The following is a 26,149-nucleotide window of genomic DNA, read 5'->3' on the forward strand; positions in this document are numbered from 1 at the left end:
TAAATGTCTGATATTAAAACTCTCCGCAACATCGCAATTATTGCGCACGTTGACCACGGAAAAACAACTCTTGTGGATAAACTTTTACAACAATCGGGCGCACTCGGTGAACGAGCGGGCGAGATTGAGCGTGTCATGGATTCAGGCGCTATTGAAAGTGAACGTGGTATTACCATTCTTGCAAAAAACACTGCAATCAAATGGTTAGACAAACGTACTGATACTGAATACCGCATTAACATTGTGGACACCCCGGGACACGCCGACTTCGGTGGCGAAGTTGAACGTGTAATGTCGATGGTGGATTGCGTACTTCTTTTGGTTGACTCACAAGAAGGTCCAATGCCACAAACACGTTTCGTAACGCAAAAAGCGTTCTCACGCGGTTTGAAGCCAATCGTGATCATCAACAAAGTAGACAAGCCAAACGCGCGTCCAGACTGGGTTATTGATCAAGTATTTGACTTGTTTGATAACTTGGGTGCAACCGATGACCAATTAGACTTCCCAATCGTATATGCATCAGGCTTACGTGGTGTTGCTGGTCCTGCGCCAGACGAATTAGCGGAAGATATGACACCGTTGTTCCAAACAATTGTAGATATCGTTGAGCCACCAGCAGTTGATGTTGATGGTCCATTCCAAATGCAAGTCTCTTCACTTGACTATAATAGTTTCGTGGGTGTGATTGGTGTGGGTCGTATTCAACGTGGTTCTGTGAAATTGAATACACCTGTAACCGTGATTGACCAAGAAGGCAAAACACGTAACGGTCGTATCTTAAAAATCATGGGTTACCACGGTTTAGAGCGTATCGACATCGAATCTGCATCTGCAGGTGACATCGTTTGTGTAACAGGCATGGACGAATTACATATTTCTGACACGATTTGTGATCCGAAAAATGTAGAAGCTTTACCGCCGCTTTCTGTAGACGAACCAACCGTATCGATGACATTCCAAGTCAACAACTCACCTTTTGCGGGTAAAGAAGGTAAGTTCGTGACTTCACGTAACATTCGTGAACGTCTAGACCGCGAATTAATTCACAACGTTGCACTTCGTGTAGAAGATACTGACAGTCCAGACCGTTTCAAAGTATCTGGTCGTGGTGAGCTTCACCTTTCTGTATTGATTGAAAACATGCGCCGTGAAGGCTTCGAAATGGGTGTATCTCGTCCGCAAGTCATCTTGAAAGAGATTGATGGCGAAATGCAAGAACCATACGAAAACGTGACTTTTGACGTAGAAGAACAGCACCAAGGCGCTGTGATGGAACAAATGGGTAACCGTAAAGGTGAGATGACCAATATGGAAGTAGACGGTAAAGGTCGTATCCGTATTGAAGCCACTGTGCCTTCACGTGGTTTAATTGGTTTCCGTTCTGAATTCATGACCATGACTTCTGGTACGGGTATCATGACGTCAAGCTTCTCACACTATGGCCCAATGAAAGCAGGTCAAGTTGCGAAACGTCAAAACGGTGTGTTGATTTCTATGGTTCAAGGTACTTGCCTTGGCTATGCATTGTTCACATTGCAGGACCGTGGTCGTCTATTTGCTAAACCTCAGTTAGAAGTTTACGAAGGTATGATCGTAGGGATTAACTCTCGTTCAGACGACATGACAGTTAACCCAACTAAAGCGAAACAGTTAACTAACGTACGTGCTTCTGGTACTGATGATGCGTTGACATTGGTACCTGCAATTGAATTCACGCTTGAACAAGCGCTTGAATTTATTGAAGATGATGAATTAGTTGAAGTAACACCTAAGTCAATCCGTATCCGTAAACGCTGGTTGACTGAAAACGAACGTAAACGTAACCGTTCTGGTAAATAAGTTTTAAAAATGATGTTGTCCTCATGCGGGGCAGCAAAATTTAAAAATGCCATCAATTTATTGATGGCATTTTTTGTTTAAAATTAGCAAACCAATATATAAAAGCAGATGATTTCCGAGTAAATTACGTGGAAATGAAGCTATAAAATTAATGTATACTTCGTCACATAAATTAAAGTCAAAAAAACTGGAGATTTAAATGAGTATTATTCAAGAGTTCCGCGAATTTGCGGTAAAAGGTAACATGATCGACTTGGCTGTCGGTGTGATTATTGGTGGGGCATTTGGTAAAATTGTTGACTCATTAGTGAAAGATATCATCATGCCATTGATTACTGTGATCACTGGCGGTGGTGTGGATTTCACACAAAAGTTCTTTGTTTTGGGCGATAACCCAAACAATTTACAGTCTTTAGATGAGTTAACCAAAGCAGGTGTAAATGTCCTGACCTATGGTAACTTCCTTACGATTTTAATTAACTTCATCATTTTGGCATGGGTGGTGTTCTTAATGGTGAAAATGATTAATCGTATGCGCCGTAAACAAGAAGAAGCAGCGCCAGAACCAGCAGCAACGCCAGAAGATATCGCGTTGCTACGTGAAATTCGTGATGAATTGAAAAAACGTCAATAATTTTTAATACGCAATCAAAACAAACGGCGCTTTATGCGCCGTTTGTTTGCACCCTATTCTCTAGGATGGAGAGGCGCTGAAGGCATAAAAATTACATCCGAAACTTTACTTCTACCAAATGAAAACCAAACTGACTTTTTACAGGGCCGTGTAGTACGCGTTCTGCTGCGGTAAACACTAATTTATCAATCACGGGTACCAATTGTCCTTTTTTGACCTCACCCAATTCCCCACCTTTTTTTCCTGAAGGGCAGGTCGAAAATTGTTTGGCAATTTTGGCAAAATCAGCACCTGATTGAATCCGCTTTTTCAGTTGTTCACAGGTTTCTTTATCTTTCACTAAAATATGACGCACAATAGCGGTTCTCATACTTTTTTACCTCGTTTGCTTGTTGCAGCTTTAGTCGAAGTGAGTACTTTTTTCAAAGGCTGACATTCAGGACAAAATACCGAGGCACGTTGGCCCAGTTTTAAATTTTCTAGTGTGGTTTCACAGTTCACACACATTTCACCTGCACGTCCATACGCCAACAAGGTTTGTTGGAAATAGCCATTTTCGCCCATCGCATTGCTGTAATCACGTAAGGTCGAACCGCCTAAATCAATCGCTTGTTTTAAAATGCGTTTGATTTCGAGCACTAGTTTTTCAATCTGTTTCAAACTGAGTGATGATGCAGGTTGTGCAGGGTGAATACCTAAATTAAACAGACTTTCCGTGGCATAAATATTGCCCACACCCACCACGACATGGTTATCCATAATTGCAACTTTGATGCCAACATTTTTGTTTTTGAGCTTCTGTGCAAGATAGTCGGGGTTAAAGGCATCACTCAACGGCTCAGGGCCAAGTGGATCTATCAGTTTGCGTTGAGAGCTTTCATTTAGCCATAAAATACAGCCAAAGCGACGTGGGTCGTGGTAGCGCAATTGTATATCTTCAAACTGAATAATCAAATGGTCGTGTTTGCGTAAATCTTCCTGCGCATCGCAAAGACGAAAACTGCCCGACATGCCTAAATGCCACAACATGCTGTCCTGTTCAAATTGCGCCAGAATGTATTTGGATCTGCGGGTCAATTGCAGTAATTTTTGTCCTGTGAGTTTATGTAGGTTTTCTGGAATGGGCCAGCGTAAATTGGCTTGACGTACTTCTACATTCAGGACTTTTTGATCAAGTAGCGGCAATAGACTAGTTTTGGTAGTTTCAACTTCTGGTAATTCTGGCATGGGACGCTTTTGATCAAAGAATAAGGTAATTGGGCGGAAGCATTAAAACTGATGCACTTAATATAGGGGATGATTGGCAGAATACAAGTCATTGCCAAGTACCGCAAAATTATTCTGTGTGCAGTAAAATGCTGTCTTTGCAAAAATGATACAACACGTTATAAATAAAATACTTTTTATGTTGAGTATCTTGCATCATTTGAGTTAGTTTTAATTCAAATTTTCAGAAAATAGATTCATCCCGCCATCTTAAAAATGTAGCCTGCTTTAAAGTGGATGATTGCTTTAAACAACAATGTTGGCATGGATGAATTAACTTCAAATTATCTTTGATCAGGTTACATTTTGAGTGTAATCGCACAATATGAGGGCGTGCAGCGTGACGTTACTTTTTCAGCCGATTCAATTTGGATCACTGCAACTTGCCAACAAAATTATTATCGCTCCGATGTGTCAATATTCTGCCAATGAACAAGGTGAATTGAGCTATTGGCATGAGCAGCAATGGGCCAATTATGCCTTGTCGGGCGCAGGGATGTGTATTGTAGAAGCCACGGCAGTGCAGGCAGCAGGACGTATTAGTTATGCAGATTTAGGCTTATGGAATGACATGCAGCGTGCGCAGATGAAAGCACTATTGCATAAAGTCAAAAGTATATCGCCTATGCCATTTGCTGTGCAGTTGGCACATGCGGGTCGTAAAGCTTCAACCGATAAACCGTGGCAGGGCATAGGACAGTTTGCACCGAATGAAGAACATGGTTGGCAGACGGTATCGGCCAGTGAGTTGCCATTTCAATCGCACGAACATCCACCGCATGCTTTAACGCAAGATGAAATTCAACAGGTCATTGCAGACTTTGCCAGCGCCGCAGTACGAGCGGTGGATGCAGGTTTTGACTTAATCGAAATTCATGCCGCACATGGCTATTTATTGCATCAATTTATGTCGCCATTGTCTAATCACCGCCAAGATGAATATGGCGGCAGTTTGGAAAATCGGATTCGCCTTACATTGGAAGTATTTCAAGCGATTCAAAATGCTGTTCCACAAGGCTATCCAATTGGGGTGCGAATTTCTGCAACAGACTGGATGGATGATGCAGAGGGTTGGAATGTGGAATCTTCAGTAGGTTTGGCAAAAGCACTGGAGCATTTAGGTGCGGCTTATATTCACGTGTCGAGCGGTGGTTTGCATGTCGATCAAAAAATTGATTTACATGCGGGTTATCAAACACCATTTGCACATGCCATTAAGCAAGCTGTAAAAATTCCTGTAATTGCGGTGGGTTTGATTACCGAAGCGATGCAGGCAGAAGGTATTTTGCAATATGAACAGGCCGATGCGATTGCGATCGCACGTGCGATTTTATATGACCCTCGTTGGCCATGGCATGCTGCGGCAGAATTGGGTGAAAAAATTGAGATTGCCCCGCAATATTTGCGCTGTCAGCCGCATGGGTTTCGTACTTTATTTGCGCCGTTTAAATCCACAGATACGGAAGTGGAATCCTAATATTTTATCTGCTTAAAATAAGTGAAACTTAAACTATTTTGCCGTGCTTTATAGGGAGATTCGGTGTAAGGTAAATCAGTAAAAACCATGTCGATCATGGGCAACACTGAAAAAGGATGTCAGGGTGTTACTGAGTATTTTATTTCCCATTTGTGCTGTGGTGCTGTTGGGATATTTTGCCGTCAGAAGCCAATTTATTGAAACCAGTGCGATTCAGTTTCTAGGTCAATTTGTCATGAAAGTGGCGTTGCCTGCATTTCTATTGCAGGCATTGGCCAGTAAAAGTTTGTCAGAAATCTGGCATCCTGCTTATTTCTTAGGTTACGGTGGCGGTTCTATTCTGCTGTTTATCTGTGCCTTTTTACTGTATCGGCATTATTTTAATTCAAATTTGACTCATGCCAGTGTATTGGCAATGGGTGCATCAATGTCAAATACAGGGTTTATTGGCACTGCTATTTTGACTTTATTGATTGGCAGTCAATCGGCAATTTATTTGTCTTTAACTTTAATTGTCGAAAATTTAATTATTGTAGCTTTGATGCTGATTTTGGCAGAACGAGGGCTACAATCTTCAGCGAAATCAGGTTGGCAGGTGTATGCCGAAACTGTGCAGCGTTTACTGAAAAATCCAGTAATTTTATCTATTTTATTGGGTATGCTGTGCGTATTGTTGAATTTCAAACTGCCGCAAGCTATTGCACAAGTGCTGGAAATGTTGGGCAAAACTGCTTCACCTTTGGCTTTATTTGTGATTGGTGGAAGTTTGGTCGGCATGCAAATCAAGTCGTTGAATTTGCAAAGTATTGTTTTGGTTGCATTCAAAGTATTGCTGATGCCACTCACGATTTTTGGAATTTTATGGGCATTAGATGTGAACCGAGAAATGCTATTTGTCGGGACTTTGCTTGCGGCTTTACCAATGCCAATTGCCTTTGGTATTTTCGGGCAGCACTATGGTTTACATGAAAAAGCCTTAGCCCCCTTGGTGTTGAGTACAGTTTTTGGTTTTGTGATGGTGGCGATTTTATTGACACAATCGGGTAAGTATTTATAGCAACGGTATCGAAGTGCTCAAATCATAAAAAAAAGTCTGTACCATGCTGATACAGACTTTTTTTAAAATTTCTCTGATTAATAGCCTTTATAAAGAAACTATCTTAACTTTTCTTAGCGGTTGCCTTGTTGGAAGCTTTGGCTTGATCTGCCATCATTTTTTCAACCACAGCCAATGATTCTTTGGCTTGCGCTACATTTTCCTGTGCCAGTGAGGCAAAAATCTTTTTCGCTTCAGGCAAGTTTTGCGGCACGATATTGCCATTCACAAACATATTGCCCACTGCCATGAGTGCAGGAATATAACCCTTTTGCGCCAAGTTTTGAATGCTTTGCAGCCCTTGCTTAATTGGTGCTTCATCTTTGTTTTTAAAGCCTGTGCTAATTTCGTACAAGGCTTTTGCATGTATGGCTTGATAATGATCTTTGGCAATTAAAGGTTGTAATAGTTTTAAACCTTTTTGGTCAGATGCTGCCGTATTTTCCGAGAAATATAAAACGGCTAAATCGACTGTGGCATCATTAAAACCCTGATTGGATGCCGTCTGTAAATATTGTTTGGCTTTAGCAGCATCCTGTTTTAAACCCAGTGCGCCAGTAAGATAGTTTTTGCCTAAAACATAACTCGCAACAGGGTAGCCTTTTTGGGCAGATTGCTCATACAACTGAATGGCTTTCTTTTCATTTTTTGCTGTGCCTTGTCCAGTTTGTGTCAAATAGCCTAAGTTATACATGGCTTGCGCATTGCCTGTTTTGGCAAGCTTTTCTAATTCCTGATAGGCATCTTTAACCTTGTTGGCTTGAATTAATTGTTCAATTTTGGCAAAAGCAGGATCGGTTGGAATGTTGCTATTTGCCATACTGATGCTGCTAGATAGGGCGATTGCACCCGCAATGAGTAGTTTTTTCATCATTTGAGTTGTACCTTGTTCTCTTTTACACATCATTCCGTTGATGTGCGTTTTGTTTTTACAGTGGTGCATTCATCATAAGTTGAAAAGTGTGAATGTAAATATAAAAAATGTGTACGAATGCTTTTTCATTGTCATTTGAAGGGAATCTTGCGACTCCCTTAACCTGAGCGGGTGGAATCTATTTTATTGCGGACGTGCAACATCGCCATTCAAATGTTCAGGCAAAGCCAATACTTGTACAGCTAACTCTTCCAAAGCACTTGGTTTGGCAACCACCAACGCTTTAAAACCTTCTGCAGTCGCTATGCTATTCACCACTTCCACATCATTATTCAGTTTGGCGGCAGGTGCAGGTGCTTCGCCTGAACCCTGAATTAAATGCAACCAATGTTTTGGTTTGGCTTTAAACCATAAACGTGCCACGACTTCCTGACCCAAATAACAGCCTTTGTCATAATGCACGCCATCTCGTTGATGCAAACGCAATTCCTGCGGTTGAAACACTTCTGCTGTTGAGGCTTGAATCCATGCCTGACCTGTTTCAATCGCTTGTAGTTGCCATGCGTTTAAATCAGTCACTTCAGCTGAAAATTCAGTTTGATTGCCCTGAATGGTTGGGTAAACCGTACCGATGGTTTCAAGCTGCATTTTTGAAAATGCACCAAACTTTTTAATGTGTTTGGCTAAATCTTCGGCTTGGTCGGCTGTGCTGATGATTTCAAAACATTCGGACGAGATTTTTTTAAGCCAGAAGCCAAACTGAACGCGTCCTTTTAAACTGCAAATTGCGGTATAACAGGTTGTATTTTCAGCTAATGTTTCGACATTGACTGTTACCTGACCTTGCAGGAATTTTTGTGCATCGACACCGTTTAAACTTAAAGCACTGAAAGCTAAATCGCGCATGAATAACCTTTCACATTGAAATCTAAGACTAAAGAATGAGGTCAATTTTGCGCTATTTTTCAAAAAAAAGCATTTTTAGGGCAAGAATTTTACTCAAAATGTAATTAAATGTTTCAAAAACCCCTGTTTTTATATTTAAGTGTATGAAATATATAGGATTTGGGAAATGGGTTTTTGGCAGCGTACAATGCTTTCGACGGGTGGAAACAATCATCCCATAAGATGTTGAGAACAATAGAGTAAGGGCGAATACCAGATGAATAACAACTACCGCAAACCACTGCAAGGCACTCAGCTCGATTTTTATGACGTGCGACAAGCCGTTGAAGATATCCAGCCAGGCGCTTATGCCAAACTTCCTTATACCTCAAAAGTACTTGCAGAACAGTTAGTGCGCCGTTGTGATCCTGCAATTTTAGAACAATCTTTAAAACAATTGATTGAGCGTAAACAAGAGCATGATTTTCCGTGGTATCCAGCGCGTGTGGTATGTCACGACATCTTGGGGCAAACTGCGCTCGTTGACTTAGCAGGTTTACGTGATGCAATTGCCGATCAAGGTGGCGATCCTTCTAAAGTGAATCCTGTCGTACCTACCCAGTTAATTGTCGATCACTCTTTAGCTGTGGAATATGGCGGTTTTGACCCAGATGCTTTCCGTAAAAACCGTGAAGTGGAAGATCGTCGTAATGAAGACCGTTTCCACTTTATTGAATGGACGAAAACTGCATTTGAAAATGTTGATGTGATTCCTGCAGGCAACGGCATCATGCACCAGATTAATCTGGAAAAAATGTCACCAGTCATTCAAAACCGTGAAGGCATTGCATTCCCAGATACTTGTGTGGGTACAGACTCACACACACCACATACCGATGCTTTGGGTGTCATTTCTGTAGGTGTAGGCGGTCTTGAAGCTGAAAACGTGATGTTGGGTCGTGCTTCTTGGATGCGTCTGCCAGACATTATTGGTGTGGAGTTGGTCGGTCAGCGTCAGGCTGGTATTACGGCAACGGACATCGTATTGGCTTTAACCGAGTTTTTGCGTAAAGAACGTGTGGTCGGTGCATATTTAGAATTCTTTGGTGAAGGTGCAGATAGCATGTCGGTGGGGGATCGTGCCACGATTTCCAACATGACACCTGAATATGGTGCAACTGCCGCTATGTTCTACATCGATCAAAACACCATCGACTATTTAACCTTAACAGGTCGTGAGGCAGATCAGGTCAAACTGGTTGAAACTTATGCTAAAGAAATTGGTCTTTGGGCATCTGAAATGACACAGGCAGAGTATCCACGTGTATTACGTTTTGACCTTTCAACAGTAACTCGTAACATTGCAGGCCCATCGAATCCGCATGCGCGTGTTTCAACTGCAGACTTAAAAGAAAAAGGCATTGCAGGTGTGGTTGAAAACCGTACTGATGGTTTAATGCCAGATGGTGCCATCATCATTGCTGCGATTACCTCTTGTACTAATACCTCAAACCCGCGTAATACTGTAGCAGCAGGTTTGTTGGCACGTAAAGCCAATGAGTTAGGTTTAGTGCGTAAGCCTTGGGTGAAATCATCATTTGCACCAGGTTCTAAAGCGGCTGCATTGTATTTGGAAGAAGCAGGCGTACTGAAAGACTTAGAAAAACTTGGTTTTGGTATTGTCGCTTATGCATGTACTACTTGTAACGGTATGTCTGGTGCATTAGACCCAGCGATTCAACAAGAAATTATTGACCGTGACTTGTATGCGACTGCTGTGCTGTCGGGTAACCGTAACTTTGATGGTCGTATCCATCCGTATGCGAAACAAGCATTTTTGGCATCGCCACCGTTGGTTGTGGCTTATGCGATTGCAGGAACGATTCGTTTTGACATCGAAAAAGATGCTTTGGGCACAGATCAAAATGGTAACCCGATTTATCTGAAAGATATTTGGCCATCTGATGCTGAAATTGATGCTTTGGTGAAAGAATCGGTTAAACCTGAACAATTCCGCCAAGTGTACATTCCAATGTTCGATTTGGGAGAGTCGGAAAAATCTGAAAGTCCACTCTACGACTGGCGTCCACAAAGTACTTATATCCGCCGTCCACCATATTGGGAAGGTGCATTGGCTGCGCCACGTACTTTAGCCAATATGCGTCCGTTGGCAATTTTGGGCGATAACATCACCACAGACCATTTATCTCCATCGAATGCGATTATTTTAGACTCGGCAGCAGGGGAATATTTGGCAAAAATGGGCTTGCCAGAAGAAGATTTCAACTCTTATGCAACGCATCGCGGTGATCATTTGACTGCACAGCGTGCAACTTTGGCGAATCCGAAATTGTTTAATGAAATGGTGGTACGTTCAGACGGCACAATTAAGCAAGGTTCTAAAGCGCGTGTTGAGCCAGAAGGCGAAGTAATGCGTATGTGGGAAGCGATTGAAACTTATATGAACCGTAAGCAGCCGTTAATTATTATTGCGGGTGCAGATTATGGTCAGGGTTCAAGCCGTGACTGGGCTGCAAAAGGCGTGCGTCTTGCGGGTGTGGAAGCGATTGTGGCTGAAGGTTTTGAGCGTATTCACCGTACCAACTTGGTGGGTATGGGCGTATTGCCACTTGAGTTTAAAGCGGGTGTTAACCGTAAAACTTTAGGTTTGGATGGTACGGAACTTTATAGCGTGATTGGTAATATTGCGCCACGTTCGACTTTGACTTTGGTGATTGAGCGTTCAACGGATGATGGTAAAAACCAAACAATTGAAGTGCCAGTAACTTGTCGTTTAGATACCGAAGAAGAAGTATCTGTGTATGAGGCGGGCGGTGTATTGCAACGCTTTGCGCAGGATTTCTTGGAAGGGAATGTGGCTTGATGATGTTTTAAGAATCTTCTTTAATTTTTCTTCTTTAAAGAAATGTTAGAGAATGATTATTGTTGAGAAAAGACCTCATTGTTAAGTGAGGTCTTTTTTTTTTGGAAGATGAATATATTGTGAATTAAACAGCAAACTCCTTGTAAACCTAACTTAATTTTCTAAAAAGTATCTTTCATTCAAAAAATCAGCAGTTATCAAAAACAATAAAATTTAAAAGTAGAAGTTTATTTGGTTGAAAAACACCCAATAAATACCTATCATAAGATATGTATCAAAAACGATGGAGTAGCCCAATGACTACCGCAAAAGTTTTTATGACAGGACGAAGTCAAGCCATTCGATTGCCTAAAGAATTTCGCTTTGAAGGCAAAGAAGTTGAAATCTTTCGTCGTGGTGATGAAGTGATTCTTCGTGAAAAACCAGTCACGGTAGATCGGTTATTTAAAGCGTTATCCCAAATGCCAAATGACTTTTATGCAGATGAAAGAGAAGATCTGCCGCCTCAAGAACGGGAAATGTTCTAATGCAAGTACAATATTTATTAGATACAAATATTTGTATTTACATTATTAAATACCAACCTGAAATTGTGCGTCAGTATTTTGAAAAACATCTTCCGCATCGAAATATATTAATTTCTGTCATTACGTTGGGAGAATTACGTTTTGGTGCAGAAAAAAGTCAACATAAAGAAAAGGCTTTAAAAGTCATAGATGAATTAACATCAATGATTCAAGTGGTTGAATTGGATGAAAATGTTGCACACCATTATGCAGAAATACGCCAGAACTTTGCATCTAAGGGGCAGATCATTGGCGCAAATGACTTATGGTTAGCAGCACATGCACGTGCAAATCATTGGGTCATGGTCACCAATAACGAAAAAGAATTTACTCGTGTCGATGGATTAAAAGTCGAAAACTGGGTATCTAATCCTTTGTAAGTGAGTTAGATTTTTTATAAAAATCATCCTTTGCCTAACTGCCCTCATCACCCGTCAAAATGGACAATAGACAATCATCACAGAATAGATATACTGGATTGACCATTTCTAAACCACACGGAGAACAAAGATGGTAACTGCAGGTGATAAACCAGGAACAGGCTTCTATTTTTGTGTCCAATGCGGGCATCGCGTTTACTTAGAAATTGGTACAGACCGTCTACCACCGTGTACCAAATGCCATGGCACCGAATATAACAACAAGGTTGCCTAAGCTACACGACTTAAAACAGCTGATCCTGTTTTTAATCTAAAGCCCTATCACCCGATGGGGCTTTTTGCTATTTTACCTAAAGAAAACCCAAGGCAATGAGGTACAACATGGAAACAATACTCGGTTTATGTGTCGGCATTGGGCTAAGTGCTGCCAGTGGTTTTCGGGTTTTCGTACCTATATTGGTTATGAGTGTTGCCGCGCTCATGGGTTGGTTTGAACCCTTAAAAGGTTTTGAATGGTTGGCGATGCCTGCTGTTTGTCTGGCTTTGACCGTGGCAACAATCAGTGAAATTGCTGCGTATTATGTACCGTGGGTTGATAACTTACTCGATACCGTTGCAACGCCTGCCGCCATGATTGCAGGTACACTCACCACAATGGCTGTAAGCAGTGGCGAAATGTCGCAATTTGCCAGTTGGGCTTCTGCCATTATTGTCGGTGGTGGAACAGCAGGTGTGGTGCAAATGAGTACAGTTGCGGCACGTGGTGTATCAACCGCAACCACAGGCGGTGTTGCAAATCCTGTGATTTCTACAGGAGAGTGGATTGGGGCTGCCGTACTTTCAGTGTTGTCCTTCATTGTGCCTGTATTGGTGGTTTTTGTGGTGCTCCTGACCTTAATTTGGGCAATTCGCTGGATTCGAGGAAAAAAGAAAGTTGTTGAATCCTCCACATAGGTTTGTGGTCAGTTTGAAAATATTTTAAAAATAAGTGTGGTAATAAATTTAATATTTGAGCTTTATTTGATGATTTAAGTGCATAAAAAATGTCTATTTGGAAAATTTTTTAAAATATGACTTAAAAAGTGATAAAAATTTTAAAAATTAATCAAAATAAAATCATTACGGGGAAACAATCCCATCCTCAAATCACTACTATATATCTCAAGGGTGTGATGGGGATCGAAAAGAGTAGATTGCTACCAGTTGCGTACAACGTGCGTGTAGTACTTACCCAAAAGGTCTCGATTCGGCTTAGGACGCTATAAACCAGAAGTTTATAGGCTATAAGATCATGGCTTATCCAGCATGATAGTTGAAGTAAACCACAGTTGTTTTCCCTAACACCCTAAAGAATATTGTTAAAAATATAAAAAACAAAACAAGATCAAGACAATAAAATCCAGACAAAATAAAAGCTTAAATGAATTTTAAACCATCTTTCTGCTACAAAACTCCCATCAAATTTTTCATTCAAATCTGTTAATTTGCAATAATCATCTACATCTAATTAGGTGTGATATGAGTGTTGATTACGATTTTTGGTGTCGTTTATTACTGACCTGCGCACTGATTAACTATGCCATTTTAATGCTGTGGTTTGTGGTGGTGATTTTCGCGCATGACTGGCTGCGACAGTTACATGGCAGATGGTTCAAATTGTCAGATGCAAGTTTTGATGCCATTCATTATGGCGGCATGGCAGTCTAATTGGGGTATTGCTATTGAATATTGCGCCACTCATTGCGCTGTATATGATGCGACCTTAATTTAAAACTCTATAAACAAGCATCGAAAAGCATAGAAACAACCACTTTAGACAGTACATTAAAAACACACGGTCATTGAAATAGAGGCGAAAAGCCCGCAATTTGAGGAGTTGGCAAACATGAATCAATTTAAACCTGCATTGATTTTAGGCGGTCTAATTTGTTTGGGAATGGTGCTCGCAGGTTGGATATTGGGCAATAGCGCACTCAAAATTAAACAATATGAGCGTGTGGTTTCAGTCAAAGGTTTGTCTGAACGTGAAGTAAAAGCCAATGTCGCGGTGTGGCCAATTCGTTTTAGTACCGCCAGTCAAGACTTGGCCGCGCTGTACGACACCATGCAAAGCCAAACATCCCAGATTCAAAACTTTTTAAAAAATGAAGGTTTTAGTCCTGAAGAAATCACCATTGCTGCTCCTGTAATTACCGATAAATACGCCCAGCAATATGGTGGCGATGGCAATGTTGCTTTGCGTTATACCGCACATCAAACCATTACGGTCTATACCAAAAATATTGATAAAGTGCGCAGCGCACAAAGCCGTTTGGTCGATTTAGGCAAAAATGGAATTGCCTTTGGTGGTGAAGATTACGGGCAACGTACCGAATATTTATATACACAACTAAATGACATTAAACCTGCCATGATTGAGCAAGCCACACAAAATGCCCGCAGTGTTGCAGAAAAATTTGCCGCAGATTCTGACAGTCGTCTAGGTAAAATTAAATCAGCCAATCAGGGTGTATTTAGTATTGAAGATCGTGACAGCAACACGCCATATTTGAAAAAAGTACGTGTGGTGTCTACGGTGGAATACTATTTAGCAGACTAAGTTTCGCAGACTAAGTTTGACAGATTAAGCTTGGCAGACTCAGCCAATTTAAAATCTAAATCTTTACACTAAAAAGTACATCGCCCGACTGAATTGACAGTTCGGGCTGTGCTTGATATTTTGCCCGCACCGCTTTGTATGCTGTATGTTCATGGCTTTAAACGACAACTTTATTTATGCACCTCCACAAGATCCCTTAGTAATTGTCTATGAAGATGACGATTTATTGGTGATTGATAAGCCCGCAGGTTTATTGTCGGTGCCTGGGCGTTTGCCCGAACATCAGGACAGCGCATATTTAAGAGTACTCGCAGATTATCCTCAGGCAAAAATTGCCCATCGTTTAGATATGGCGACCTCAGGCATTCTCATGTTCGCCAAGCATCGTGATGCAGAAGTCGCATTGAGTAAAATGTTTCAGGCGCGAACAGTAGAAAAAAACTACATTGCTTTAATTCAAGGCAAACTTGAAGGTGAGGGCAGTGTCGATGTGCCTTTAATTACCGATTGGGAAAACCGTCCACGCCAAATTGTGCATTTCGATTTAGGCAAGCCTGCGCAAACGCTGTATCAGGCTTTGGAATATTGTGCGGTTGAAGATATTACCCGTGTATTGCTCACCCCAATCACAGGGCGTTCGCATCAGTTACGAGTACACATGCAATATATTGGACATCCCATTACAGGCGATAAGTTATATCATCCTGAACCGAAAAAAAGCACTTTAGGTCGGATGGCGCTGCATGCTAGTTATTTGGCTTTTACGCAACCGTTAAGCCAAATTCCTGTTGCAATTCGGGCACAGCTTCCTTTTTAGAGATTTTTGGATTCAATTTTTCTAACAGGCGCATATTTTTCAATTTTTTTGTGAAAATACTCAAAAATTGGGATAGTCTTCGTGCCGCTAACTCGCTAACGTATCCTTAGAGCTGTCGTTATTCATTTGCCTTGGCATAAATAAAGGATGTGAATAACTCGCTGTTTTAAAACTTTGTGTTTTTGAGTGTGGTGGGCTGTCAAAGCGGGTTAGAAAGCGTCTTTAAAAACTGAAGATGGTTTTTCAAAATATGGCAGACCAATGCGGGTGGGAGAAGTTATATGCTGTATATATTGGGTGCAATCATTATTGTTTTGGTGGTGATTATTTTTTGGCAATCTCAGCGCCGCCGTGAGTTGTCTGCCAGCATTCAATCTTTACAAAGCAATTTAGACCGCACTCGCTCCAATTTGGCGTCCGATGAGTTAGAAAGTAATGAATTAGAGCATCAGCTCACCATGCTACGCATCGAAATAGGCAGTTTAAAAGGTCGTTTAGAAACCTTGCAGCACTATCAACATATTTTAGACGTTGAGCAATATGTATTAGAACGTCGTCAACAAGTAGAAATGTTTGTAGAAATGATTAAATCCGAAGCGGAAAATACGCGGGAGCAGTGCAAGCAACAAGTTGAAAAAGTTCGAGATTTTTTAGCCGAGCATGAGCAAAAAACCAAAGCCAAAACGCTTAAAACAGCACAAGATCAATTGGGTGCTTTTTATAACTTGGTTGAAGAACGTCAGCAACTCGAACAGATTATGACCGCGCTGTATCATAAAATTGAACATCATACGCCTGCTTTTCAGTTGCCTGCACAGCAGCTATTGGATGATCTGATTGAAGGTTATGGCTATAGTGATGCAGCACAACACCTGCAGCAAGTACGACACAAGATTCAAGATGCGGTCAAAAATCAAGAAGTTGCGCATTGTGCTTTTGTCGATGAGCAACGCCGTCTAGCGGCAGTGACTTTGCTGGCTCAAGCATTTAATAGTAAAGCAGATTTATATTTGGCGCAGCTGACTGAACATAATCTGGCTGAATCGCTTCAAGCTTTGCAGGATGATTTTACTTTGCTGAATCATTATGCGGCTGCATTTGGACACGCAAAAATTCTAGACTCTTACTTAACACTTCGACAAGAAGAATTAAAGTTTGCTGCTTTACTGTTGGCATTTAAACAGGAAAGCATCTTGTCAGATGCCACAAATTAAACTGGCTGCAAATGCTTAAAGCAATTGTAGTGTCATGTAAAAGCAAGCTTCTGGGTAATTCAGACTAAAGTCAGTGTAAAACGAGATGAAAATTGAGTCCTTCGGGCAAATTTGTGCTATGTTGAATTCACTATTTTGTCACTTGCCAGATATATATTGGCTAAAAAGATAACAAGGATATTCGCATGACACGTGACTATGAACAATTCCCTGATGATGATAATGGCAATGTACTTTGGCAAATGCATGAAGATGGGGATGACCTGACAGAGCCACATGAGATTGAGTACTCCATCGCTTTTACCACACAAGAACAAGCTGAAAAATGTGCTTTGTATTTGTTGGCCGAAGAACAAAAAATTTCATTATTCCAAGATGAAGAATCTGACGCAGTTGAATGGATCATTACCATTTATGTTTACATGGAACCAGAGTATTCAGACATTGTCGATTTAGAGCAATGGTTCAGCAAAATTGCTGAAGAACATGGCGGTGAATACGATGGCTGGGGCTGTATGGCTTACGTCTACGATGATGAAGACGAAGACGATTACGAAGATTAAATCGGGTATCTGAAAAGCATGTGTTGATCACATGCTTTTTTATTTGTGATACATAATCTGCTGCCTAAAACTTTGGCGCTGATGACGTCATCATAAAAGATGCAGAGGTGCAAATATGGATATTGCAATGAAACGCGCTTATCTTGAAGCGACTCAGGCAGATGGAACACGGGTGCTGGTTGATCGCTTATGGCCGCGTGGTGTGAGTAAAGAACGCGCTCGTATTGACTTATGGCCCAAAGAAATTACGCCTTCGACTGGGCTGCGTAAATGGTATCATCAAAACCCTGAACAACATTGGGATGAGTTTCAGCAGCGTTATATAGCTGAATTAGCAGAGCAAGAAGAGGCTTTACAGGCGTTGTGTGAACTGGCACAGCAGCAAAAAATCACTCTGGTCACAGCAGCTAAAGATGAGCAGCACAATCATGTAGTGGTATTAAAACGCGTGATGCTGCAACGCTTAGCACAGTCCAATTAAAGAGTTTTATTTGATTATCCTTGTGCTTTATAAGGATTTTAAGTTTATGAAAATTCAGTAAAAAATGCTATAATATAGTTTTTGAGGTTTTTTATGTCTTTGCCAAATTGCCCAAAATGCCAATCAGAATACACTTACCAAGATGGCGACCTACTGATTTGTCCTGAATGCTCACATGAGTGGAAAGAAGGGGAACAGCTAGAAGAAACTGCTGCTGTGATTAAAGATGCAAACGGCAACGTGTTGGCAGATGGCGACACGGTGACTGTGATTAAAGACCTGAAAATTAAAGGTTCTTCGGCTGCTGTAAAAGTGGGAACGAAAGTGAAAAATATTCGCTTAATTCCAGATGCTGCAGATGGTCATGACATTGATTGTAAGATTGATGGCATGGGGGCTATGAAATTAAAATCTGAATATGTGAAAAAAGCTTAAGTTTAAGCAGATTTCAACAGCGCAGGCGACTTGAGTTGCCTGCGCTTTTTTATGGAGTTTATAAAAGTATTTTAGTATTCAAATTGAGCAACAATAACTTTAAGAGTGTACAAAATTAATATTGTTTTCTTGTGCCTAAGCCCTTTATATTTTAAGTGAAAAGAATATTTTTAGGCAGTTTGAAAACCTATCATCATTCAAAACACACTTTACCACTCACAAGAAAACTGGGGGCAATTATGTCAGGATGGTTTGAGATTTCACAAGCAAGCAATGGTCAGTATCGCTTTGTACTTAAAGCAGGGAATGGCGAAATTATCTTAACCAGTGAACAGTATAAGGCGAAAGCATCGGCAAAAAATGGCATCGCTTCGGTACAAAAGAACAGTCAGGATGATGGGCGTTATGATCGACTGACATCTAAGAATGATAAGCCGTATTTTAATTTAAAAGCTGCCAACCATCAGATTATTGGTACGAGTCAGCTCTATACTTCTGAACAATCGCGTGACAAAGGAATTGAGTCAGTGAAAACCAATGGCGCAAGCACCACGGTCAAGGATTTAACACAGGAATCGTAATTTTTTACATTAAATCTTGATGTTCAATTGCATTAGGAAAGCATGCTGCGGCGTGCTTTTTTATTGAGCTAAATAGGCAAGGCGTTAAATTTCGCTTTGATTGAGCCATTGAATTATAGATGACCATTTCAGGAGTTGTGAAGATCATGAATTTCAGATGCAATCTAAAAATATTGCTGGCGATCAGTGGTTTGTTGGGTAGTGTTAATATTTTTGCAGTACCAATCACTACTGAAAAAACGATTGCTTCAAGCCAGCCGACTGCTTTGCAAGGACTGTATTTTCAGCATCAAGATTGGGAGTTGGCCTGTGATAATACAGGAACTTGCCGTGCTGCAGGCTACCAAGCCGATGATGATTTTGAACAACCGATCAGTATGTTATTGACCCGTCAAGCAGGTGCAAAGACTGCTGTACAAGGACAATTGCAAATTCAAGAAGATATTGCTCAAGCCACTTTATTTTTAAATGAACGCGCTTTGCAGCAATTAAACTTTCATGAAAGTATCGCCAATTTATCTGCTGCCAGTGTGCAAAAGCTGTTGGCACAGGCGCGTCAGCATGTCGTGATCGAGTTGAAACATGGTCAACAACGCTGGAAATTGTCTGATGCAGGCATGAGTGCAGTGTTGCTAAAAATGGATGAATTTCAAAAACGTGTGGGTACAGACTCCGCAATATTGGCAAAAGGCAATCAAGCATCCACGCAGGTCTTAAAAGCGCAAGCGATGCCTAAAATTAACATTCTCATGCAGCCTCAACACCGAACCGCCAAAGCACAGGTGCTTACCGCGGCCAGTGCAGAAAAGTTATATCCAATTTTACAAAAAACCGTAGATCGTGAAGATTGTTATATGCTGTTTGAACCTGAACAAGCAGAACAGCAGATTCATACTTATCTCTTAAATCAAGATAGCGTGTTGGTTGAGGCAAGCTGTTGGCGAGGGGCTTATAATTGGGGTGTGGCTTATTGGGTTATGGATAAAAAACTGCAAAAGATACAGCAATTTGTAACTGATTCTGCTTCAGAGTTTAGCAATGGACAGATTTTTGCCTATCAAAAAGGGCGTGGAATTGGCGATTGTTTCAGTCAAATTGAGTGGGCGTGGAATGGTCAGCAGTTTGTCAAAAGCTATCAATTCGATGCAAGACAATGCAAAGGTTTTGCAGGCAGTGCATGGGAAATGCCAAGCTTTGTCAGCAAGGTTGAATAGCCGATATTCACTAGGGGCTTTTGACATTTCATAAATGGCTTGCGCTGTAGGCTAAAACTGAGCAGACCCTAATAAAAGCTGAAATTTTTTAGATAAATCTGGAGCTCGCTGGATGCACTGTTTAAGTCGCGTGTGCGACTAATTTTTCAATGATTTCATCCAACTTTTTCAGACGCTTGATTTCATCCCATAAAGCTTTGGCTTCGGGGTAATGTTTCGACATCATACCGAGCCATTGTTTATAACGTCCTAGCATGCCAATTTCAGTTTTGGCAGGGCCGTGAATAAAGCGAATTTGCAGTTGCAGCAAATCTTGCCAACTCAGCAAAGGCAGGTCTGAATTTTGACGAATACATTGGGTCAAATCTGGAGTGGTGACTGCACCGCGGCCAATCATCAAATCTTCACAGCCCGATTCTAACTGGCATTGTTTGGCATCGGCATTGTTCCAAATTTCACCATTGGCAATGACATTAATCTTCAATGCTTCACGAATAGGGCGTAGCTGATCCCAAAATGCAGGAGGGGTATAGCCATCGGCTTTGGTACGTGCATGCACTGTAACCCATGCTGCGCCTGCATCTTCAATGGCATGCGCATTTTCTAGCATGAAGTTCCGATCCATATAGCCTAGACGCATTTTGGCGGAAACTGGAATATGAGCAGGAACGGCATCGCGCACCGCTTTAACCAGTTCATACACCACTTCGGGTTCATCGAGTAAAACTGAACCGCCACGATGCCGATTGACTGTTTTGGCAGGACAGCCAAAGTTCATATCAATTGCAGGTACGCCCATAGCCGCAACTTTGGCTGCATTGGCGGCTAACATTTCAGGATTATTCCCCAAAAACTGAACATGCACAGGCGTACCTGCAGCAGTTTTGCCGTTGGTAAGTAGTTCAGGGCAATAAGTGTGGTAGATATGGTCTGGCAGAATGCTGTCTGTGACCCGAATAAACTCTGTCACGCACCAGTCAAAACTGCCGACAGACGTGAGTACATCACGCATGATGGGGTCGGTTAAGCCTTCCATGGGTGCAAGAATCAGTTTCACAAGATGCTGCCAGTTCAAACAAAAGTGGAGTTATACGTTTTTTTCTGTGGGTTGTCTAGGAAAAGGGTTTTGAATTGAAGTGGTTGTAGCTAAGGTTCTGGTATTTAAGCTGTTTTATTTGACACAGTGATCTGTATCTCAAGTTTTATCTAGTCCATGCAGTTGATGTGCATCCTAGACTAGATCTTTTAATTGAGTTCTTACATCGTTAGAAATCATTTAAATGATTGGCTTAATTTAAACAGCCCATTCCCCCTCGACTATGCTATTAAATAATTGATCATCCTACACTTTGAATGAGCAAAATAAAAACACCTTACTTACTCAAAATCATTTCCAACACAAATTTAGAACCAATAAAACCGAGCGCCAATAAAAAGAAGCCAATAATGGTAAAGCGAATCGCTTTTTGTCCACGCCAGCCAAACTTATAACGCCCAAGTAACAACGACCCATAGACAAACCAAGAAATAATACTAAAGGCAGTTTTATGTGCTAAATGCTGTGCAAAGAAATGTTCTACCGTAAAGAAACCAAAACCTAGTGCGACTGTGAGTAAGGCAAAACCTGCAATCAACATATCAAACAGCAAAGATTCCATATCTTGCAAAGACGGCAGCAAATTTACCCAAACCCGACGTTTTTGTTTGTTTTTCAGTTCGCGGTTTTGAAACCACATGAGCACGGCATGAATGGTCGCCATCAACAATACGGCATAAGCAGACAGCGATAAAATAATATGAATATCTAAACCAATCGAGTTTTGGTTAATAAATAAATTATGTTGGCTGAATGAAAAACCTGCAATTAAACCCACTGCTGCTACAGGAATACCAATCAAATTTAGCGCAATTACAGGTCGGTAACTGCTGAACAGCAAGCTCAATAACAACATTAAACCCGCAGTAAATGACATTAGGTTAAACACGTTGTAGTTGACACCCATCGGCGTCCACATATCGTTATACAACACGGCAGCATGCAGCAATAAGCCCAAACTGAGCAGAGAACGAATAAACCAGTGATTTGGCGCACGTTTAGACATTAAATGTGAAAATAAATACCAAAAAGAACTGGTATAAGCGATTAATGCTAAAATCGTATAAACCAAGGGGAGACTGATCATGTCAAACCTTTTTCAGGATGATGAATATTCATTTATATAAATTCGATGCGAACTACAGTATCCTATAGCATCTTGTGCATAAATTTTCTATTTTAAAGAAACATTTTTTTGCTAATGGCTATTTTAAGCGGAATTTGCAATGTTTGATACCTTAACAGAACGACTCACGCAGAGTTTAAGAAATGTTACTGGCTCAGGGCAGCTAACCGAAGACAATATTAAAGATACGTTACGTGAAGTACGTATGGCACTTCTTGAAGCCGATGTGGCGTTACCTGTAACTCGTGAATTCATCGCGAAAGTTAAGGAAGAGGCATTGGGTCAGGAAGTGATGACTCAGTTATCCCCTGGTCAGGCGTTCGTCAAAATTGTCTATGACGAACTCACAAAAATGATGGGCGAGGCCAATGAAAGCCTTGACCTTGCTGCCAAGCCACCGGTTGTGGTGTTATTGGCAGGTTTGCAGGGTGCGGGTAAAACCACCACTGCAGCAAAATTGGCACGTTTCTTACAAGAACGTCAAAAGAAAAAAGTGGCGATGGTGTCTGCCGACGTTTACCGTCCTGCGGCAATTAAACAGCTACAAACGGTTGCAGGCGAAGTTGGCGCAATTTTCTTTGACTCAAATGCCAATGAAAACCCTGTCGATATTGCCAACCGTGCCATCGAACAGGCAAAAATTCAGTTTGCTGATGTGTTAATTGTCGATACTGCAGGTCGTTTGCACGTCGATGATGACATGATGGATGAAATCAAGGCATTACATTCAGCGATTAAACCGACTGAAACCTTGTTCGTGGTCGATGCCATGACGGGTCAGGATGCGGCAAATACAGCCAAAGCCTTTAATGATGCCTTGCCATTAACAGGTGTAATCCTTACTAAAACTGATGGTGATGCGCGCGGTGGTGCAGCACTTTCAGTTCGTGCGATTACGGGTAAACCAATTAAATTCTTGGGGATGGGTGAAAAACTCGATGCCCTAGAGCCATTCCACCCAGAACGTGTTGCACAACGTATTTTGGGCATGGGTGACGTGCTGTCTTTGGTCGAAGAAGTTGAACGTAAAATCGACAAAGAAAAAGCCGAAAAAATGGCGAAAAAACTGCAAAAAGGCGGCAGCTTCAACTTTGAAGATATGCTGATGCAGTTTGAACAAATGAATAAAATGGGCGGCATGATGGGCTTCTTAGATAAGTTGCCTGGCATGAGCAACTCAGGTATTCAAGATGCAATTGCGCAAGCCAATCCTGAAAAGCAAGTGAAAAAGATGGAAGCGATTATCCAGTCGATGACCATCAAAGAGCGTCGTAACCCAGACCTGATGAATCCAAGCCGTAAAAAACGTATTGCTGCGGGTTGTGGTATGGATGTGTCAGAAGTGAATAAGTTGATCAAGCAACATGCACAAATGGCAAAAATGATGAAAAAATTTGCCAATCCATCGGGCATGGCAAAAATGATGCGTTCACTGGGCGGTTTACAAAAGCAATTCAGTGGCGGCGGTATGGGGCCATTGTTTGGTGGCAACGACCCAACCAAGAAATAATTGTTAAAAACATCTTAGAATCAAAGTGTTAAAAAAGCAGGCGCATAAAAATGCGCCTGCTTTTTTGTTGTTCTTTATTCGTAGATGACAGCTACACCGAAAGATTTATCAGCGTAGATGGAGCAATGTTTGGTTTTTAGTGCACTTCATGGGTTGCATATTGAATATAACGCTGCAAACCTTTGAGCAATAAATCTTGCTCGACTTGCGGTTGATATTGCTGCAAGAATTTGGCAAACAGCGGTGCATCGCCACCCGTTAAAATCAGTTTACGTGGTGACTGTCGAATTACATGCTCAATGGTGCTGAGCAAGCCGAGTAAAATACCATGATGAACAGCATCAATGGTGCTGCGTCCTGGGGTGAGTTCATCAAATGCAGCATCGGGAATTTTAATGCCTTTGGTGTTTTGAATCAGTGCATCACGTTGCAAATATAAGTTCGGTAAAATATAGCCGCCTAAATGCGTCAGTCCATCCGCCAAATCAATAGTCAGCGCCGTACCACAACTAATGACACAATAATTTTCTTGTGGGTCATTTGCCACGGCAAGCACTTGCAGCCAGCGATCTATCCCCAGTTGTTGAATATCATATTCACAATGCAAACCTGCATAATCTGCATGCACTTTGGCATAAATCACAGGCACATTCAGGGTTTTTAAAATCAAGTGAATGCGTTGATTATTCTTCTGATCTTGTACCGATGACACGCCTACTTTATGCACATTCAGACTTTTAAAGTGTTGAATCAAACCCAGCAACAAATCGGCAGGAGATTGCAAATGCAATTCTGCTTCATGTTCGATGATGCGGTCTTGTTCTGTGACCCAATATTTCAGGCGGGTGTTACCAATATCTAGCCATAAATTTTTCATGAAGATGACTCGGCATGATCGATAGGGCGTAAACGTCCCTGATAAAAAACTTCAAGCCCTTGTGCCGTTTCAATTTGCACTGCGCCATCATCCTGAATGCCTAAAAAAGTACCCTGACAAGTACCTTTAAAATGTTCAAATTCAACTTGTTGTTGCATAAATGCGGCATGATGATTGAAGCGAGATGCCAAATTATAGCAATCGTGATTAAACCAGTCGCAGGCTTGTTGAATGGCAAGATAAAGCTCTGCGATCAGGCGCACACGATCAATAGATACCAAACCCAGTTCGGTTAAAGATGTGGTTTTTTGATCAATAACTGCTGAGCTGACAGGTGCAAGATTAAGCCCAACCCCAACAATGACTTGCTGTGCAGAAATTGGCTCAATTAAGATGCCGCCCCATTTGCCTTGCGGGCTGTATAAGTCATTTGGCCATTTTACTTGTAGATTCAGCGCCTGTAGACTCGGCATTTGCAAGATATTTAACGCAATTTCTAAAGCCAAACGCCCATTTACAGGTGTTCGTAAATTTAGCAATGTGCTTAAATAGATGTTCCCTTCGGGTGATACCCATTGCCGTTGACGTTGTCCTCGACCATGCGTTTGTCTGGTACTGCATACCAAGACACTCTGCACACCTTTTTGTGCAATTTCCCGTACATCATCATTGGTGGAAGTGGTAATCGGCTTCAGGATGAGTACTTCTGGAAGCTGTCCTGCTTCTGTGAGTTGTTGTTGCAGTTGTCGGGTTTCTACATCCATACGAATTTACAAATAGTGGAATATATTTATGGAGTTAATCATATATTTATTGATTGGTGCAATTGCTGGATTTGCAGCAGGGCTGTTTGGCGTGGGCGGCGGCTTAATTATTGTGCCAATTTTATATATTGTGTTCACTCAACTCAATTATGACCCATCGGTGTTAATGCACATGGCGGTGGGGACATCATTGGCAACCATTATTGTAACTTCGATCAGCTCAGTTACGGCACACCATAAAAAAGGTGCGGTGATGTGGCCTGTATTTCGTAATCTTGCGCCTGGTTTAATTGTGGGTGCATTTGTTGGTGCAGGTATTGCCGATTTCCTTTCGGGGCAAGGCTTACAATTATTAATTGGCGGTTTTGCACTGTGGGTGGCTTTTAAGATGTTTAGAGGCGCAAATATTGCGGTTGATCCTTCACATCATTTGCCTTCAACTGCAAAGCAAGTCATGGCGGGCGGTGGGATTGGCATTGCCTCTGCAATTTTTGGGATTGGCGGTGGCAGTTTAACAGTGCCGTACTTAAACCGTTACGGCGTGGTCATGCAAAAAGCGGTAGCAACCTCAGCCGCTTGTGGTTTGCCAATTGCGGTGGCGGGCGCATTAGGCTTTATGTGGTTTGGTAAGCAAGCCGAAGTTGCAGTACCCAATACCATTGGTTATATCCACATTTATGCATTTATAGGCATTAGTGTGATGAGCTTTATTACTGCCAAAGTTGGTGCGAAAGTGGCACATTTGTTATCGCCAGCGATGTTGAAAAAATGTTTTGCCTGCTTGCTGACCACCGTTGGCTGTTATTTTGTATATCAGGGTATGCGAGTATTTTTCTAAGTTGAGTCGCTATTTTCTTTGTTTTAAGCCATGTAAAATTGGCTCTAGCGCCATGAAATTGTCGGACAATGTCATGGCGTTGTGATCTGTTTCGCAGTAAAAAGAAAGATGCTTGTATCGGAGCTATGCT

The 26,149-nt window shown here is 41.5% G+C and carries 27 protein-coding genes and 1 pseudogene; 20 read left to right on the top strand and 8 right to left on the bottom strand.

What is annotated here, in order from left to right; translation table 11 throughout:
- The first annotated feature begins 3 nt into the window (after positions 1 to 3).
- Positions 4 to 1,842, top strand: a complete 1,839-nt coding sequence (typA, locus tag FTT78_RS02785; RefSeq protein WP_180043559.1) for a translational GTPase TypA — start codon at positions 4 to 6, stop codon at positions 1,840 to 1,842.
- Between the two features lie 199 nt (positions 1,843 to 2,041).
- On the top strand, positions 2,042 to 2,476 hold the full coding sequence (gene mscL, locus FTT78_RS02790; RefSeq protein ID WP_004972423.1) for a large conductance mechanosensitive channel protein MscL: 435 nt from the start codon (positions 2,042 to 2,044) through the stop codon (positions 2,474 to 2,476).
- 91 nt (positions 2,477 to 2,567) lie between these two features.
- Here mscL and FTT78_RS02795 read toward each other — a convergent pair whose 3' ends face one another.
- Both FTT78_RS02795 and mutM read right to left on the bottom strand, forming a co-directional pair.
- Positions 2,568 to 2,846 (bottom strand): peptidylprolyl isomerase, encoded by a 279-nt coding sequence (locus FTT78_RS02795; RefSeq protein WP_004972420.1) that lies wholly within the window; start codon positions 2,844 to 2,846, stop codon positions 2,568 to 2,570.
- Positions 2,843 to 3,703 (bottom strand): bifunctional DNA-formamidopyrimidine glycosylase/DNA-(apurinic or apyrimidinic site) lyase, encoded by an 861-nt coding sequence (gene mutM, locus FTT78_RS02800; protein ID WP_004972419.1) that lies wholly within the window; start codon positions 3,701 to 3,703, stop codon positions 2,843 to 2,845. Before mutM ends, FTT78_RS02795 begins: the two co-directional genes overlap by 4 nt.
- A 379-nt stretch (positions 3,704 to 4,082) precedes the next feature.
- Between mutM and FTT78_RS02805 the strand changes: the two genes are divergently transcribed.
- Positions 4,083 to 5,219: an NADH:flavin oxidoreductase/NADH oxidase gene (locus tag FTT78_RS02805; protein WP_180043561.1), complete on the top strand. Its 1,137-nt coding sequence runs from the start codon at positions 4,083 to 4,085 to the stop codon at positions 5,217 to 5,219.
- 124 nt (positions 5,220 to 5,343) lie between these two features.
- Positions 5,344 to 6,276 (top strand): AEC family transporter, encoded by a 933-nt coding sequence (locus tag FTT78_RS02810; protein WP_180043563.1) that lies wholly within the window; start codon positions 5,344 to 5,346, stop codon positions 6,274 to 6,276.
- 103 nt (positions 6,277 to 6,379) lie between these two features.
- Here the strand turns inward: FTT78_RS02810 and FTT78_RS02815 are convergent, their stop codons facing one another.
- Entirely contained in the window at positions 6,380 to 7,186 is an 807-nt protein-coding gene (locus FTT78_RS02815) for a tetratricopeptide repeat protein (protein WP_131260788.1), read from the bottom strand.
- A 186-nt stretch (positions 7,187 to 7,372) separates the two neighbouring features.
- Positions 7,373 to 8,095, bottom strand: a complete 723-nt coding sequence (locus FTT78_RS02820; protein WP_004972410.1) for a folate-binding protein YgfZ — start codon at positions 8,093 to 8,095, stop codon at positions 7,373 to 7,375.
- Positions 8,096 to 8,351: 256 nt separating this feature from the next.
- Here FTT78_RS02820 and acnD point away from each other — a divergent pair, with 256 nt between their 5' ends.
- The 14 genes and pseudogenes from acnD (at position 8,352) to FTT78_RS02890 (ending at position 19,808) form a co-directional block, all read left to right on the top strand.
- Entirely contained in the window at positions 8,352 to 10,958 is a 2,607-nt protein-coding gene (acnD, locus tag FTT78_RS02825) for a Fe/S-dependent 2-methylisocitrate dehydratase AcnD (protein WP_096901558.1), read from the top strand.
- A 296-nt stretch (positions 10,959 to 11,254) separates the two neighbouring features.
- Positions 11,255 to 11,485, top strand: coding sequence for an antitoxin (locus tag FTT78_RS02830; protein ID WP_004972406.1), 231 nt, complete (start codon positions 11,255 to 11,257; stop codon positions 11,483 to 11,485).
- Complete coding sequence (locus FTT78_RS02835) at positions 11,485 to 11,904, top strand: type II toxin-antitoxin system VapC family toxin (RefSeq protein WP_136144745.1); 420 nt, start codon at positions 11,485 to 11,487, stop codon at positions 11,902 to 11,904. Before FTT78_RS02830 ends, FTT78_RS02835 begins: the two co-directional genes overlap by 1 nt.
- A 130-nt stretch (positions 11,905 to 12,034) precedes the next feature.
- Entirely contained in the window at positions 12,035 to 12,178 is a 144-nt protein-coding gene (locus FTT78_RS02840; protein WP_096901556.1) for a hypothetical protein, read from the top strand.
- Positions 12,179 to 12,285: 107 nt separating this feature from the next.
- On the top strand, positions 12,286 to 12,858 hold the full coding sequence (locus tag FTT78_RS02845; RefSeq protein WP_136144743.1) for a DUF4126 domain-containing protein: 573 nt from the start codon (positions 12,286 to 12,288) through the stop codon (positions 12,856 to 12,858).
- Positions 12,859 to 13,422: 564 nt separating this feature from the next.
- Positions 13,423 to 13,670 (top strand): annotated as a pseudogene (locus FTT78_RS02850) (DUF6868 family protein).
- Between the two features lie 119 nt (positions 13,671 to 13,789).
- The gene (locus FTT78_RS02855; RefSeq protein ID WP_004972399.1) at positions 13,790 to 14,503 is read left to right on the top strand and encodes an SIMPL domain-containing protein; all 714 of its coding nucleotides are present in this window, start codon (positions 13,790 to 13,792) and stop codon (positions 14,501 to 14,503) included.
- Positions 14,504 to 14,654: 151 nt separating this feature from the next.
- Positions 14,655 to 15,320 carry an RluA family pseudouridine synthase gene (locus tag FTT78_RS02860; protein ID WP_104853295.1) on the top strand — a complete coding sequence of 222 codons (666 nt, stop codon included), beginning with the start codon at positions 14,655 to 14,657 and terminating at the stop codon, positions 15,318 to 15,320.
- Positions 15,321 to 15,601: 281 nt separating this feature from the next.
- Complete coding sequence (locus tag FTT78_RS02865) at positions 15,602 to 16,534, top strand: DUF5660 family protein (protein ID WP_004972395.1); 933 nt, start codon at positions 15,602 to 15,604, stop codon at positions 16,532 to 16,534.
- A gap of 185 nt (positions 16,535 to 16,719) precedes the next feature.
- A complete protein-coding gene (locus tag FTT78_RS02870; RefSeq protein WP_004972392.1) occupies positions 16,720 to 17,097 on the top strand; it encodes a ribonuclease E inhibitor RraB in 378 nt (125 codons plus the stop codon).
- 115 nt (positions 17,098 to 17,212) lie between these two features.
- Entirely contained in the window at positions 17,213 to 17,578 is a 366-nt protein-coding gene (locus tag FTT78_RS02875; protein ID WP_004972391.1) for a DUF488 domain-containing protein, read from the top strand.
- Positions 17,579 to 17,671: 93 nt separating this feature from the next.
- Complete coding sequence (locus tag FTT78_RS02880) at positions 17,672 to 18,013, top strand: zinc ribbon domain-containing protein YjdM (protein WP_004972388.1); 342 nt, start codon at positions 17,672 to 17,674, stop codon at positions 18,011 to 18,013.
- A gap of 239 nt (positions 18,014 to 18,252) precedes the next feature.
- On the top strand, positions 18,253 to 18,594 hold the full coding sequence (locus FTT78_RS02885) for a YegP family protein (protein WP_004972386.1): 342 nt from the start codon (positions 18,253 to 18,255) through the stop codon (positions 18,592 to 18,594).
- Between the two features lie 146 nt (positions 18,595 to 18,740).
- Positions 18,741 to 19,808 carry a DUF1176 domain-containing protein gene (locus FTT78_RS02890; RefSeq protein ID WP_180043565.1) on the top strand — a complete coding sequence of 356 codons (1,068 nt, stop codon included), beginning with the start codon at positions 18,741 to 18,743 and terminating at the stop codon, positions 19,806 to 19,808.
- A 121-nt stretch (positions 19,809 to 19,929) separates the two neighbouring features.
- On the opposite strand, the gene FTT78_RS02895 is transcribed toward FTT78_RS02890, so the two are convergent.
- Together FTT78_RS02895 and FTT78_RS02900 are read right to left on the bottom strand one after the other, a co-directional pair.
- Positions 19,930 to 20,865, bottom strand: coding sequence for a tRNA-dihydrouridine synthase (locus FTT78_RS02895; protein WP_179989204.1), 936 nt, complete (start codon positions 20,863 to 20,865; stop codon positions 19,930 to 19,932).
- 316 nt (positions 20,866 to 21,181) lie between these two features.
- Positions 21,182 to 21,991, bottom strand: a complete 810-nt coding sequence (locus tag FTT78_RS02900; RefSeq protein WP_004972376.1) for an inner membrane protein YpjD — start codon at positions 21,989 to 21,991, stop codon at positions 21,182 to 21,184.
- Positions 21,992 to 22,130: 139 nt separating this feature from the next.
- On the opposite strand from FTT78_RS02900, the gene ffh reads away from it, so the two are divergent.
- On the top strand, positions 22,131 to 23,540 hold the full coding sequence (gene ffh / locus FTT78_RS02905) for a signal recognition particle protein (RefSeq protein ID WP_096902093.1): 1,410 nt from the start codon (positions 22,131 to 22,133) through the stop codon (positions 23,538 to 23,540).
- A gap of 136 nt (positions 23,541 to 23,676) precedes the next feature.
- Here ffh and FTT78_RS02910 read toward each other — a convergent pair whose 3' ends face one another.
- On the bottom strand, positions 23,677 to 24,417 hold the full coding sequence (locus FTT78_RS02910; protein ID WP_004972372.1) for a type III pantothenate kinase: 741 nt from the start codon (positions 24,415 to 24,417) through the stop codon (positions 23,677 to 23,679).
- Positions 24,414 to 25,181 (bottom strand): biotin--[acetyl-CoA-carboxylase] ligase, encoded by a 768-nt coding sequence (locus FTT78_RS02915; protein WP_004972369.1) that lies wholly within the window; start codon positions 25,179 to 25,181, stop codon positions 24,414 to 24,416. The genes FTT78_RS02910 and FTT78_RS02915 overlap by 4 nt, the downstream gene beginning before the upstream one ends.
- Before the next feature lie 28 nt (positions 25,182 to 25,209).
- Between FTT78_RS02915 and FTT78_RS02920 the strand changes: the two genes are divergently transcribed.
- Positions 25,210 to 26,019, top strand: a complete 810-nt coding sequence (locus FTT78_RS02920) for a sulfite exporter TauE/SafE family protein (RefSeq protein ID WP_004972366.1) — start codon at positions 25,210 to 25,212, stop codon at positions 26,017 to 26,019.
- Positions 26,020 to 26,149 lie beyond the last annotated feature (130 nt).

The sequence above is a fragment of the Acinetobacter sp. YH01011 genome, from assembly GCF_013420785.1.
Classification (GTDB): Bacteria; Pseudomonadota; Gammaproteobacteria; order Pseudomonadales; family Moraxellaceae; genus Acinetobacter; species Acinetobacter towneri.